11 protein-coding genes are annotated in these 14,028 nt (G+C 66.3%); 7 read left to right on the top strand and 4 right to left on the bottom strand.

What is annotated here, in order from left to right; all coding sequences use genetic code 11:
* Positions 1-345: 345 nt before the first annotated feature.
* Together HFP15_RS31040 and HFP15_RS31035 are read left to right on the top strand one after the other, a co-directional pair.
* Positions 346-1,080: a hypothetical protein gene (locus HFP15_RS31040; RefSeq protein ID WP_168520338.1), complete on the top strand. Its 735-nt coding sequence runs from the start codon at positions 346-348 to the stop codon at positions 1,078-1,080.
* Complete coding sequence (locus HFP15_RS31035) at positions 1,080-1,916, top strand: TRM11 family methyltransferase (RefSeq protein WP_246272192.1); 837 nt, start codon at positions 1,080-1,082, stop codon at positions 1,914-1,916. Before HFP15_RS31040 ends, HFP15_RS31035 begins: the two co-directional genes overlap by 1 nt.
* Here the strand turns inward: HFP15_RS31035 and HFP15_RS31030 are convergent.
* The 3 genes from HFP15_RS31030 to HFP15_RS31020 form a co-directional block, all read right to left on the bottom strand.
* Positions 1,854-3,104, bottom strand: coding sequence for a site-specific integrase (locus HFP15_RS31030; protein WP_210718106.1), 1,251 nt, complete (start codon positions 3,102-3,104; stop codon positions 1,854-1,856). The two genes, HFP15_RS31035 and HFP15_RS31030, sit on opposite strands and share 63 nt — an antisense overlap.
* A gap of 417 nt (positions 3,105-3,521) precedes the next feature.
* The gene (locus tag HFP15_RS31025; protein ID WP_168520337.1) at positions 3,522-3,842 is read right to left on the bottom strand and encodes a helix-turn-helix domain-containing protein; all 321 of its coding nucleotides are present in this window, start codon (positions 3,840-3,842) and stop codon (positions 3,522-3,524) included.
* Positions 3,843-4,916 (bottom strand): tyrosine-type recombinase/integrase, encoded by a 1,074-nt coding sequence (locus HFP15_RS31020; protein WP_168520336.1) that lies wholly within the window; start codon positions 4,914-4,916, stop codon positions 3,843-3,845.
* 215 nt (positions 4,917-5,131) lie between these two features.
* Between HFP15_RS31020 and HFP15_RS31015 the strand changes: the two genes are divergently transcribed.
* From HFP15_RS31015 to HFP15_RS30995, 5 genes are all read left to right on the top strand, one after another.
* On the top strand, positions 5,132-6,190 hold the full coding sequence (locus HFP15_RS31015; protein WP_168520335.1) for a DNA-methyltransferase: 1,059 nt from the start codon (positions 5,132-5,134) through the stop codon (positions 6,188-6,190).
* Between the two features lie 435 nt (positions 6,191-6,625).
* The gene (locus tag HFP15_RS31010; RefSeq protein WP_168520334.1) at positions 6,626-6,862 is read left to right on the top strand and encodes a hypothetical protein; all 237 of its coding nucleotides are present in this window, start codon (positions 6,626-6,628) and stop codon (positions 6,860-6,862) included.
* A 103-nt stretch (positions 6,863-6,965) separates the two neighbouring features.
* A complete protein-coding gene (locus HFP15_RS31005) occupies positions 6,966-9,014 on the top strand; it encodes a recombinase family protein (protein WP_168520333.1) in 2,049 nt (682 codons plus the stop codon).
* The gene (locus HFP15_RS31000) at positions 9,011-9,835 is read left to right on the top strand and encodes an MATE family efflux transporter (RefSeq protein WP_246272191.1); all 825 of its coding nucleotides are present in this window, start codon (positions 9,011-9,013) and stop codon (positions 9,833-9,835) included. The genes HFP15_RS31005 and HFP15_RS31000 overlap by 4 nt, the downstream gene beginning before the upstream one ends.
* A 158-nt stretch (positions 9,836-9,993) precedes the next feature.
* Positions 9,994-11,694 (top strand): IS1634 family transposase, encoded by a 1,701-nt coding sequence (locus HFP15_RS30995; RefSeq protein WP_168520332.1) that lies wholly within the window; start codon positions 9,994-9,996, stop codon positions 11,692-11,694.
* 188 nt (positions 11,695-11,882) lie between these two features.
* On the opposite strand, the gene HFP15_RS30990 is transcribed toward HFP15_RS30995, so the two are convergent.
* The gene (locus HFP15_RS30990; RefSeq protein ID WP_168520331.1) at positions 11,883-14,003 is read right to left on the bottom strand and encodes a hypothetical protein; all 2,121 of its coding nucleotides are present in this window, start codon (positions 14,001-14,003) and stop codon (positions 11,883-11,885) included.
* Between the last annotated feature and the right edge of the window lie 25 nt (positions 14,004-14,028).

Genomic DNA, 14,028 nt, shown 5'->3' with positions numbered 1-14,028 from the left:
CTCTCCCCAAGCCCCCTGGGGACGATGCGGAAACGATCTTGAATGCCCGGCGGTAGAGATCAACATGTCGCCGCATCCGCGCCTCGCGGCGACCACAGACCGTGGCGACATCTGTGACGTGGAACACATAGAATTTTTTCGAGGCGCGTGTCCAATCGGGGCCGTTGTCGCGGACTTCAGGGACGTTCTTGCCCGACCGCGACGATCACTGGAGCGTGCCCCATGTCGCCACAGTCGATCCCCAACGCGCCGCCCGCGCGCACCCCCGCCAGTCCCACAGAACATCCCACCGAAACGTCGCCTCGCCGGCTCGCGCCGGGCGGCGCCAGCCCTCGCTCCGCGGTCGTGCCGGCGACCGTTCGGCTGTGCCCGGTCGACCCGAGCGTCGACGACGAAGAGAAGGTGGTCGTGGCCGTTCGCGTGATCACCACGGCCTACAGCGACCCCGGCGACCGCGTCGCGCTCGCCGATGCCGGCGAGCCAGCCCCGGCCCCGCCGCGTGGTGCCCCAGAGCGCCGGGACCGACTCGTCGAGTCCGTCCTGCGACTCGGTCGCGGCGCGAGCGCCGAGCCCGCCCTGCCGACTTCGAAGGCCCGTCGCGGTGACGGTGGCGACGATGAGCCGAGCACCGACGCGGGGTTCGAGTCCGGACCCGGACCCGCGCTCGGCCGACCGCCCGACACAGTCGCGGACCGGACCCTCCGTCCCTCTGTCGACGATGCTCCGAGGCCGCGCCCGGACCGCTTCGCCGTGATCATCCTCGGCTGTACCGACCGCCCCGTTGACCCCGGCTTGCTGGCCGAGTGGGCACCGCTACTGACCCCTGCGGGCACCCTGATCGTTCTCACGCACAGTAATCAGCAGCGGGGGTCGCGCAGCACCCGTTCCGGCGCCTTGCACCGCGCCGCGGCGATGGCCGGACTCGCGCTGACCGACCGGTTGATCCTGGCCCACCAACCCCCGAGCAGCGGCCCGCCCACGACCCGGCACGGCCGCCGCGCGATCGCCCTCGGCGGGCACCTCCCGGCGCACAGCACCGCTCTCGCCTTCCGTCCAACCACACCTTCTGGAGGTCGCTGATGCCGCGCTCCGCACCCCGCCCCGTCAGCGTTTGGGACACCGGTCAACATGGTCCCCGCCGTCAGCTGGACGGCCGCCACGTCGGTGCGACCCGGGCCGACACCGCGCTGACCCCGGCTGTCGCCCGCCACATCCTGGATACCTACACCGGCCCCGGCGACACCGTCTGCGATCCCCTTCCGGGACCCGGCCTCGTGCTCGCCGAGGCCATCCGCGCCGGCCGCAACGCCATCGGCCTGCCCACCGAGACCCGGTGGGACTCACCGCTGGAGGCGAACCTCGACATGGCCCGGCTCGCTGGGCCGGTCGGCGCGCTGACCTTGCTCGACAGCGTCGACGACCCGCGCGCCGCACAGCTGCCCGGCGCCGTCGACCTCGTGCTCACCGGAGTCCGGCATACCCCCGCCGACGACCCCACCCGCGTCCTCGTCCGGCTCTATGACGCTCTCGACGCCGTGGCGGACTGGGTCTGGCCCGGCGGCCATGTCGTCATCACCTGCCGACCCTGGCGCCGCCGCGGCCTGCTGGTCGACCTACCCGGCCAGATCCACGACGCCGCCGACGCCGTCGGCCTCGTACCCGCCGACCACTGCATCGCCCTGACCGCACCCGTGCGCGGCCAACACGTGCGCCCCCGCGTGATCACCCGCGCACAAGAGCTGCCCGAGTTCGCCGACCTACACGGCCGCACCGCTGCCCGACCGGCCCATATCGATGTCCTGGTTTTCCGACTTCCTCCGGACTGCCCGGAGTTCAGACGAACTGAAGGTTTCTCAGGAGGAACCCACGGGTTCATCAGGGCTGTCGTCCAGTGTGGACCCGCGGGTTCCGGGTGAAGGCGGGGGCTTGGCTTCATGAGGGCGTTGCAGGAGTTGCCGTGCCGAGGTGGCGTAGCGGATCGCGGTGCTGCTATCGATATCGAACACGGCCGCGAGGTGCAGTGGGTCGCCGCCGCAGGCGAGGGCTTCGTCGAGTTGGCGGTCGATGCGCAGCCCTTCGATCGTGGCGGGCAGTCCGCGCAGCAGATACCCCACCCAGGGCTGGGTGACCGGCTGGATACCAGTGGCGCTGTGCTGGCTGACGAGCAGGTACGGGTTCGCGGTGTTCGGCCAGCGTTTTCTGCGGTAGTCCAGCCACTCGACGAGGACTTGGTGAGTCAGGTCGTCGATCCGGCGGATGCGTCCCGCGATAGTGATCCGGCGATTGCCGAGATCGACATCATCGAGGAGTATCGCCCGGATATCGCCGTGGCGGGCGGCGTTGATGGCAGCCAGGGCGACGAACAGGCGCGCGTGGGGCGTGGTCGCCGCGTTCACAGCGTGAGTGATGTCGTCCTCGCTCAGCGGCTGCAGGATTCGTCGTTCGCAGGGTCCGTTCTTGATCCCTGTGGTGGGGTTGCGGAAGATCAGGCCCTCGCGTTTGGCCCAGGAGAACAGGCAACGCAACGCTGCCAGCGTGAGTGCTCGCGCGAAGCCGCTGCGGTTGGCCACCGCGGCGAGGATGTCCTCGCGAGTGACCTCCCGCAGGTGGCCGTAGCGCTGCGACCAATCGGTCAGCGCTGCTTGCACGTGGTAGAGGTAGTTGCGGACGGTGCCTTCGCTGCGTCGGCGCACACGCGGGCCTCCTTCGTGCAGTGCCCGCGCCCAGGAATGGATGTCGCGGCGGATGCCGGGGTGCAGGTCGGCGAGTTTGTCGGTCATCCACGCCTCGAAGGTGTCGGGGCGGTCGTCGAGCAGGATGCCCATGCTCTGCAGCACCTCGGTGACGCGCTTGAGGCCGGCCATTCGGTCGCGCAGCACCGGGTAATAGTCGGAGTAGCGGATGCGCTCGCCGTCGAGGTAACCGGCCAGCAGCATCACCAAGTTCCGATCCAGTGTCCGGTGGACAATTCCGCTCCATCCGCGGGCCTCGGCCATGGTGTGGGACAGGTGCAGCGCCCAGGCCAGCCACGGATTGTCAGGAACGGTGTGACGTCGCAGGTCAACGCGCCCGTAGCGGTAGTCCCGCCGCAGATCGTCGATCAACCGCAGCTGCACCTGGCCGGCTACCGGGCGCCCCGCCACGGGTGGGGGAGCCTTGCGAGGAATCCCGGGCGAGCCCGTCCCCACGCCCCGGCGGGGTTGCGTTGGGCGGACGGTGGTATCGCGAGGACTGGGCATGCGTGCGAAGAACAACTGGTGATGCCGTACGTCCTGGACGAACGGCAGCAAGCGGGAATGCCGGTTGACCGGGCCGCGATCCAGCCTGGCCTGGCACCAGCACAACCGGCAATACCCCTTCCGCCGTGGCGTCCTGCGCCGACATCCCAGGCAGTCGCCGAGATCCGGGTAGCGGACGCCGAACTCGCGACACGCCCGACACCGACCGATACCCTCGGGCACGCCCCAAGACAGGCACTGGTCACAACTGACCATCGTGGACATACGCGGGCTCGTGCTCGATCAGGCCGGCGGCAGCGAACGGCCGTCCCGGCGCCGCGGCACCACCGCGGTCACCGAGGCCACCGCGGCCTGCTCGGATTGCTCATCATCGACGCGCGTCACCGACTCCGGCTCAGGAACAAGCAACTCGCTCACCTGGCAGCCCAGCACCACGCAGATCACGTCCAGGTCGGTGAGTTTGATCGACGCGGGCTGCCCCGACCACAGACCGGACATCTTGCCCGCCGAGATCACCAGCCCGTGCTCGGCCAGGCTGCGCTGCAGGTCGGAGGCTTTCCAGATGCCGCGCTGCGCGGCAGCCAACCGCAGATTCCACCGCATTCAGACCAGCCCCCTCAGCCGTTGCGCCGCGCGACGCTGTCCCTCAGCCCAGGCGTCCTCGATCCGACTTCGGTGCACGTGCACATATTTCATCGTTGTCGCAATCCACGCGTGCCCAAGCGTCTCCTGGATCGCCACCAGGTCCATCCCATGCAGATACAGCTGGGACGCGCAGAAGTGACGCAACACATGGGGAGTCAGCGTGTCGGACCAGTCCGGCAGAAACGCGGCAGCAGCCTCCGCCAGCCCCGTGCGCAGCGGATCGGCACCGACCCGTGCGCACGACCCGTCACGGGCTTTACGTTCGGAAGGAAAAAGCGGCGCACCGGGCCGGGTGTGATCGCCCTCGAACTGGCCCCAGACATCCTCGATATACCAGCGCAACGTCCGACCGGCGTCATTGATCAGCGGCACCATCCGCTCCCGCGGCCCCGATCCACGCGCCCCCTTCCCAATCCGCACATGCAGCTTGCCGAACCGGCCCAGATCCCACTTCACGTCAGCGAGATCGAGGTGACGAAGCTCGTTGACGCGAAGCCCCACCTCGGACATCAACCGCGCCGCCGCATAGTTGCGCGCCGTGGGCGCGAACTTCCGGCACGTCGCCAACTCGCCAGCCCACCCCGTGAACATCGCCTTGACCTGACCCTCACTCGGCGGGATCCGCAGCTTGGCGTCCTTACGCCCACGCGGACGATTCATCTCATCCAGCGGGCAACTCACAACCCTGCCAGTCATCCGGTGCAGCTCCGCCTGGAAACGCAGCTCCAGGAACGTGAAATACACCTCCAACGCCTGCGCCCGAGCATGGCGCGTCCCGCTGGGCGAGGTGCGCAGCACGCGCCCGAAGTAGTTATCGGCGTCCGCCGACTGCATCTCCCACAACGGCCGACCGAACCACGACCGGATCTGCTCCAACTGCCCCACTTCCTTGCGGATCGTGCCATCAGCCAACCCAGCCGAGGACCGTGCCAGCACCAATCCGGCCAGCACGTCGGTCTCAAAATCCGCCAGCTCCTCCTCGCTCGCCGGGGACCGCGCCTCGTTCAGATCCCGCACCACCGCCAGCGCCAACCCGCGCCCCTTCCCTTCACCACCATGCCAATTCGCTCGACTCCAGGGAGATCGGCTCATGAATCCCGAAATTGACTCACCACCGGCCAAGATCACCCGATCAAGCGCAGAACCCCAGCTCCAGGGCATGCCACCCAACACCAAATCTCAAGACACACCAACGAACTCACCAGATGTCGAATAACGGCGCCCCACGCGGCGAAAGGCGGTGGCGAATGAACAGCCTCCACTACCGTGACGAGAGCACGGAATTGCACCTGGGCGACGCGTTGGAAGTGATGGCAACGCTACCTACCGCGTCCGTGGACTGTGTGGTGACTTCACCGCCCCAGTGGGGTCTGCGTGATTACGGGACCGCGGAATGGGTCGGCGGAAACCCGCGGTGCCGACACACTCTCGGCACGACACCGCATCAGCGGCGATCGGTGAAGAAAACTGGGATCGGCGGTCACCGCGCCCGCGCCGAGAAACACTGCCGACGGTGCGGGTCGATTTCACGAGACAAACAATACGGCCTTGAGCTAACGATCGACGAATACGTTCACAAGCTCGGTGAGGCAAGCGCGGAAATAGCGCGACTCCTCACCCCGGAAGGAACATTCTGGCTTAATCTCCGGGATGGCTACAGTTATCACAACAATGGCACGGGAAGCACCCGAAGAATAGGCCCCGAGGAATCCGATCAGGTGGTTCGCCACAAGAGCTTGATGGGTATTCCGTGGCGCGTCGCTCTCCATCTACAAAAGCGAGGGTGGATTATTCGGAACGCGATTGTCTGGCACAAGCCCAACAGTATTCCCGACCCCGCAGCGGACCGATTCTCCTCGCGTTATGAGATGGTCTTCCTCTTGGTCAAGCAGCCGGATTACCACGTGGATGTCAGCCACGTGCTCGAACCTCTCTCGCAGGAACGCCCTGCCCATCGCAAAAGCCATCGCGGGGGCAACAAGCCGTACACGATCAAATCCCCGTGGCGTCCACTGGCCCGCGGAAAGAACCCCGGTGACGTTTGGTCGATGTCCACCCGGCCATTGCCTGACGCGCATTGCGCCCCATTTCCCATCGACCTTCCCTGGCGATGCATTGCTGCCGGCTGCCCCGAGAACGGTCGCGTCCTCGACCCGTTTTCCGGCGCCGGCACGACTGGGCTCGCCGCCCGCCATCTGGGGCGCTTCTACCAAGGCATAGACCTGCGTCGCGACTATCACGACATCGCCCTGCGCCGACTGGCCGACAGCCAGTCCGCCGACATCGACCGGCCCGAGGCGGCCTGACCCGAGGCCGCCTCCTCCACATCGAATCCATCCAGCACATGGCGAAAGGTGGTGACCCGTGAGCAAATCGACGTCACTGATCTGACCTTCGCCGAAGGATCACGATCCTCAGCTTCTGAACCTGGACCCCGCGTCGACCGTCCCCGCATCAGCTGAGCCGGGACACCGAGGTCCAGTCGGTCGGTGGATCGCTGGCCCCGACGGGTGCCCCAGTGCAGTCGGGGAGTCGAAGCCCACCGATCGCCCGCGCCGACACCCCCAGCCACCACAGCGCGCGTCATGGCGCGTGCCCGCGACCCGATCAAGCCCACGCGGTAAGGGACGCGGGTGCCCCGGCTGGGGTCGTGTCCGCTGCGTCGACGGTTGCCCAAGCCCGCCGACCAGCACCCGCGACCTCCCGCTCACCAGCGGGCTCGCGGGCTCGGAGGTGCGCTCATGTGCGCTGACCAACCCCACGTCGACCACGACGGCGCCGACCAGCAGCCGAACACTGTGGTCCCGTTCACCCGCGATGCCGCCAGCGCCGGCGTTACGGTTCACATCGATCACATCGAGACCACGCCGATGACCGACGAGCAGTACCGGCTCGCCGTCACCGCGCTGGCCGAGCTGATCAACCAATGGAAACACGCACAGCAGCAAAGTCCGGATGAAGCCGATGAGGCTGCGTGACGTGAGAGCACGCAGCGTCGGTAGGAACCGCCGAGGCCAGAGTTGTCTGGCCTCGGCGGTTCAGGAACGCCACACATCGCAGTCCAGCAAGGGAGTCTTGCCGATGGCGCGATCCGCCACTGCACAACGCACGAAGAAGGCCGCCAGCCTCGACGACCTCGACACCATCCGAGTCGGCATCTACACCCGGCGCTCCACCGACGACGAGAACCAGCCGTACTCCATCGAAGTGCAACACGAACGGCTGGACTCCTACATCGGCTCCCAGCCCGGATGGCAGGTCGCACTACGATTCTCCGACGATGCCTCCGGCAGCACCACGAAGCGCCCCGGCCTGCAACGCGCGCTGCAGGCGGCCCGCACGGGCCTCATCGATGTGCTGCTGGTCTATCGAGTCGACCGGTTCTCCCGGAACCTGCGCGACACGGTCACATTGCTCGACGAGCTGGACCAGCTCGGAGTCGTGTTCCGGTCAGCCACAGAGCCGTTTGACACCTCCACCCCGATGGGCCGGATGCTGGTGCAGATGCTGGGCATGTTCGCCCAGTTCGAGCGCGACAGCATCATCGAGCGCGTCATCGCTGGCATGGAACGCAAGGCCGCCAAGGGTTTGTGGAAGGGAGGACGCCGTCCCTTCGGCTACACCGTCGACCACGGAACCCACCGCCTCGTCCCTCATGCCGACGAAGCCACAGTGGTCAGACTCATTTTCCGCAGCTACACCCGCGACCGGCTCGGCTCCAGTGCCATCGCCACCCTGCTCAACGAACGCGGACACCGCACCACCAACGGCGGCACCTGGTCCGCCTACCAAGTCCTACGGGTGCTAGCCAACCGCATCTACGTCGGCGAACTGACCTTCCGCGACATCACCGTCGAAGACTGCCACGCCCCGCTAGTCGACAGCGAAACCTTCGAGCACGCCGAACGCATCCTCGCCGAACGCGGCGAAGACCACTCCCACCGCGCCGCCTCCGGTTACGACTACATGCTCACCGGGCGCATGCACTGCCCGCAGTGCGGCAAAGCCATGCTCGGCACCCGCGCCACCGGCCGGAGCAAGACATACCGCTACTACACCTGCTTCACCCGCGCCCGCTACGACTCCAGCAAGTGCGACGCCAAGCGGCTCAACGCCGATGCCGTCGACGCCGCCGTGCTCCACGCGCTCGGACACTTCTACCGCGACCAACACGCCCTGATCACCGACGCGATCAGCACGGCCCAGCAGGAACACGAAGCAGGCCACGCAGACCGCCACGCGGAACTCGCCGCGGTCGACACCGAGCTGAACAAGGTCAACGCCGCGATCGACCGCTACCTCTCCGCGTTCGAGCGCGGCACCCTCGACGAGGAAATGGTCGCCGACCGACTCCCCGCCCTACGGGAGCAGACCAAACAGCTCCGTGCCCGTCGCGTGGAACTTGCCGCCGCCATCGACGAGCAGCCCACTGCCCCCGACATCACCACGCTGACCGGGGTCGCCGACCACATCAACGAGATCATCACCGACGGCACCGCGAACCAACGCAAGGCCCTCATCGAGGCCCTGGTACCGACGGTCAAGATCACCGGACCAGACAGGCTGGTCCCGGTCTTCCGCATCCCCCAGCCCCGGAACAACGAAGAGGCCGTTCCCGCCTCACCAGCGGAAACGGCCTCGAAAGGAGCGGTTCGCACAATGACTAATTTGGTGGAGGTTAGGGGACCTTACTCGAACATAAAAGACCAGGTCAGGGCGCTGGAAGAGCTCCGCGAGAAGCTTCCCAGCCTCGATATCCCCGAGCCGTCGTCGATCACGCGCGACCGGCCCCGGCGGGCCCGGCAACTCCGTTCTGAGCAAGTCGAGGAGTTGATCGCGGGCTACCAGGCGGGTGCGACGGTGTACGAGCTCGGTGACCGGTTCGGCATCGAGCGGCGGACGGTCAGCAACATCCTCCATCGGCACGGCGTGCCGATGCGCCGCCGGGGTCTCTCGCCTGAGCAGGTCGACGACGCCATCCACCTCTACAAGCTCGGCTGGTCGCTGGCGCGAGTCGGCGAACACTTCGGCGTCAACCACACCACCGTGCTGAACAAACTGCGCGAACGCGGCATCCCCACCCGAGACACCCACGGGCGCCCGCGCGTCGAAGCAGGTGACCCTCGATGACCAAGCCCGCAGTTAGTTTGTCAGCTCGATCAGCTTCGGACGGCGCTACCGTCGTTCGAGCCGTCACAGTGATCATGGGCGTTGTCGTCGGCCTCACCTTCCTCTTCGGGTTTGGCAACGTTCTCAACCTCGCCCTTCGGTTGGGGGTGCCGGTCTGGGTGGCGCCACTCGTCGCTCCGGCAGTAGACCTCTCGATCCTGGGACTTCTGCTCGGCACCCGGCACCTCGCACTTGCCGGTGCCTCCGACGAGGTGTTGCGACCAGCTCGCCGGCTCCTGATTTTCGCCAGCGTGGTCACCCTGGCATTGAACGTTGCGGACCCACTCGTCGCCGGCGAGTACGGCAAGGCCGCGTTCGATGCCGTCGGACCTCTTCTCTTGATCGGCTGGGCGGAGGTTGGGCCAGGCTTCTTGCAGGCGATCGGCACTACCTATCCCGCCAAGACTGTCGCCGATGGCGACAGCGTCACCGGCGCCGAGGCAATAAGCGTCGAAGCCAAGGAGTCGGTGGCCGATCCGGGGCGATCTGGGGGTGATCGTAGGCATGCGAAGCCGTCGAAACTCGATCAGCGGGCGCCCCGCGGCCGTCCGTGGGAGGTCCTCCTGGAACAGGCGCGGCAGGAGGACACCGCTCACCGGGCGACTCACCAAAGGCCAATATCTGCTGACGCGCTCCGTGTTCGGCTGGGGATTGGTGCCACCTCAGCTCGACGACTCGTCAAGATCGTTCGTGCAGAGTTCGAAGCGAATGGTGCTCGCGATCGAGGAGACGAGCAGCGGACGCACGAGTTCCAGAACGCTGACGCAACCTTGGCCGCGTGACGCCCGGGTTCCGCAGCTAATCGCGGTTCTGGGTTACGGCTGGGGTTGGATCTGCTGGTCAGTGGTCTGGAACATGGTGTGAAACACGGTTCCGCCTAGATACACGCTTGTCGGTGATTTCGTGGATGTGCATGGCTTAAGGGGCTATCGTCTAGTCCATGTACCTGCGGTCGACGCCTCGGCGGAACAAGGATGGCACCGAAGTCCGCTACCTGCAGTTGGCGCACAACGTGTGGGATCCCGCGTTGAAGCGGTCGAAGGTGCAGGTCGTCTACAACTTCGGTCGTGAGGACGCCGCGAACCGGGAGGCGCTGGGACGTCTGATCGCGTCGGTCACCCGGTTCCTGGACCCCGACGCTGTCCTGGCCGCCACTGCGGAGGGGCTGGCGTTCACCGAGTCCCGGCCGTTGGGCGGCACCTGGGTGCTGGACGCGCTCTGGCAACGGCTGGAGATAGGCAAGACGATGAAACGCCTGCTCAAGGGCCGCCGACTCGACCCGAACGCGGAGCGGGTGCTGTTCGCGCTGGTCGCCAACCGTGCCCTGGCCCCGTCCTCGAAGCTCGCGGCCTCCCGCTGGGTGAACAACGACGTCCATATCGACGGGCTTGCCTCCACCAGCGACGACGCCTGTTACCGGGCGATGGACTGGCTGATCGAGATCTCCGCCAAGCTCGAGGAAGCGGTGTTCGGTCAGGTCGCCAACCTGCTGAATCTTGAGGTGGACCTGCTGTTCTTCGATACCACCAGCACCTACTTCGAGACCGAAGAGGCTGATGAGGCCCTTCCTCGAAACGAACGAGGCGAGGTCGTGGCCGAAGAGAAGGCGACCGACGAACACAAGCGCAAGGGGTTCCGGTCGTTCGGCAAGTCCAAGGACCACCGCGACGACCTGCCCCAAGTCGTGATCGGCATGGCCGTCGCCCGCACCGGCATCCCGGTCCGGGTCTGGTCCTGGCCCGGCCACACAGGCGACTCGGCGTTGATCCGGCAGGTCAAGGACGACATGCGCGACTGGACCCTGTCCAAGATCGTGTGGGTCGCCGACCGCGGCTTCGCCTCCGAACAGAACCGCCTACACCTACGCAAGGGCGATCACCACTACATCATCGGCGAGAAGCTCCGCTCCGGATCGGCCGAGGCCACTGCGGCGTTGGCCCGCCAAGGCCGCTATCAAGAGGTCCGCGACAACCTGCGGGTCAAGGAAGTCCGCATCCGCGAGGACGAGCGGTTCGTCATCTGCTTCAACCCCGAAGCCGCGACACGCGACGCGAAAACCCGAGGCCGACTGGTCACCCAACTCACCGAACTGATCGACGGCACCGACGCACTGAGCGCGACCAAACGGGCCGAACTACGCGGGGTGATCTCCACCAAGCCCGGCCTGAACCGCTACCTGCGCACCACTCCCGGCGGGCTGCTGCGCATCGACGCCGCGAGGATCAAGACCGAGGAGAACCTGGACGGCAAGTACCTACTGCGCACGTCTGATCCCAAGATGACCGCCGAGGACATCGCCCTGGGCTACAAGCAACTTCTCGAGGTCGAACGCGGCTGGCGAGACATGAAACAAGTCATCGACCTGCGGCCCGTCTTCCACCGCCGCGAAGACCGCATCCGCGCTCACGTCCTGCTCTGCTGGCTTGCCCTACTCCTGGCCAGGATCGCCGAGACCACCACCGGACACACCTGGCCCACCCTCCGCCACGATCTCGACAAGATCACCCTCGGCACCTTCACAGGCCCCGCCGGCACCTTCCAACAGCGCACCGAGATCACCAAACACCAACACGATCTCCTCCACGCTCTCCAGATCGACACCCCGCCCAGGATCTACAAACTCACCCCACCCAGCCGCTGACCAGACCGAACTCCTAGATACACACCGTCCCACCAACCGACGGCACGTTTCCGCACGTCAACCCCCAGATTCACGGACTATCTCGCTACAACAGCTGCGGAAGCCAGGTGACGCGGGCTGCCACCGTGCGTCGCTACCTGCGGCCGGACCTGCCGCGACCGGTTCCACCGGCTGGGACCGAGCCGGCCCTACTTCATGTCCGACGGTTTGGTCCGGCTGCCAGGAACGCTTACGGTGACGATGTGCCTCGGCACTTCGTCACCTGGCACATCGAACACCGTATGCCCGATGAGCGCGCTCAGGTGTGGTGGAGCCCCAGTTGGATCGAACGCCTTGTGGCGCAGTGAAACCAGGAATCCGATTCGGATATCCGTGGTCTGATACGTGACCGCCTGCTTGAGGTACGCCTGCTTGTCGCTCAAGGGCTGCTTCATCGAATCGACCTTCATCTCGATGCAGATGCTGAATCCGCTGAACTTGAGTCGCAGGTCGATTCGCCCGCCGCCGACGTGCTGGACCTCGAACTCGGCGATCGCGCCCAGGCTGCTGGACTTCAGGTAGTCAAGGAGGTCCTTGTGGATGTGGCCTTCGACGGCCTTCGGGTCGAACAGGTACGGGTACAGGTCCGATTGGGCATTAGTCCGTGAGCTGACGAACTGGATGATCAGCCGAAGAACGTCGTCCACTGCATCCTTCGGCTCCCTGACGTAGTCGGGGCTCGTCTCCAGACACGATCGGATCGCGGAGTACACCTCTGCCTCGATCAGGTTGAGGCTGTGTCTGCCGATGGTTTTGTCGCTGACCGCTTTGGCGAGTTCAGCGAGGGTCTCGGGCGACACTTTCTCGGCAAGTTCGATCGCTGCCGCGGATCCTGGCAGGACAAGTTGGTTGAGGGGTTGCGGCAGCGACGCGGTTGCCGTGCCGCTACCGCCTTTTCCCGGCCCTGCACCGGCCAATGCTTGCGCCTTCGCCGCTTGAAGGACCGTTTGCGCGGCAGTGAGTTTCTCGGTGACCTCGCGTTGACGGTCGCCCGCCGCGGTCGCGGCTTCCTGTTCCAAGGCGTGGGTGTGATCTTCGAGGTTGCTCAGCAGGCCCGCCGTCCTGGCGAACCCCGACTCGATGACCGGCTGAACGAGCCTGAGCAGGCCGCCAATGTCCTCCTCGTGAGAGACGACAGCCGCGGAGCGCGAGCCCAGGTAGATCTGGAGTAGGTCGTCGACAACGACCTCGGCTTTGTAGAAGCTATCCCGCTCAAACTCTTCCCGGAGCCTGCCCAGGTCGTCGGCCAGTTGTGACCACGCCAGCAGCGCTGCTCGCTTCGGATCCCCATACCAATGATTCAGACCCATGGACGTCACGTTGATCCGGCGAACCCGCTCAGCCAGGTCGGCCAGTGCGCGTGGTTCGAGTCGAGGTGTCGACAGGGCCGCCACCTGCGGCCTCGCCGAGGACTCGTCGAGGAGCGCGCACAGCACTTCCACCACGGTCAGAAGGACGCTGGCGTCCTCACGCTCGTAGGAGTCCCAGGCGACCTGCAAGTACCGTGCGGAAGCTTCGAGGTTGCTCAGCATGAGCGGAAGGTCCGCGGCGCGGAGTGCGCCGACCAGTTCGATACCCGCCAGCACCCACGCGGCGTCGGAGGCGACGTCCTCGGGGTCGGCATCTGGACGCAACCGGCCGGCTGGGGGGTCGATCCCAGCGATGACGCGGACAACACCGGCGAGGCTCGCGGCGTGGGGCCAGTGGTCGACGGCGACACCGACGGCGCGGACAACCGCGGTGCCGAGCGGCTTGGGCATCGGTGCATCGAAACGTTCCAGAAGAGCTAGCAACGCGAATGGTGATCCGATCCCGCACAGGGCAAGTCGGGTGCGGGCCTCCAGCGCGCTTGCTGTTCTCAGGGCGGCGCGGCTGTCCGGGTCCGGTAAGTCGAGGAATTTCTGGACAGCATCCTCCAGGGCTTTGGCCAGAACGCCGCCGACCTCGTTCAGCGCGGGTCCACTGGTGAGCAGAGCCTCCAAGCTGTCGGTGAGGATGGCCGGACTCGTGGAGGATGTGACCGCAGCTGATACGCGGCGCATGGCTGCCGGATAGCTGTCGGTCCGGCCGCCGGAGTTGGCTGCCTCGTGCGCGACCAGATGGACGAGCGGCGGAAGCACCGGGCTGTCGGCGAGGTCAGCGGCTTCCCGAGCCAATCGCTCCCAGCCACCAAGCGTCGCGAAAGCGCCCTCGACCGGCGGGCCACCCGCGTTTGCCGAAAGGAGCGCGGTGAGATCCCCCTCCAGCTCGACGGCCGCACTGCCGCTCATGGCGTTCCTCTCGTCAGCAATTACC

The sequence above is a fragment of the Amycolatopsis acididurans genome (genome assembly GCF_012328925.1).
Classification (GTDB): Bacteria; Actinomycetota; Actinomycetes; order Mycobacteriales; family Pseudonocardiaceae; genus Amycolatopsis_E; species Amycolatopsis_E acididurans.
This window is presented reverse-complemented; position numbering and strand designations above follow the sequence as displayed.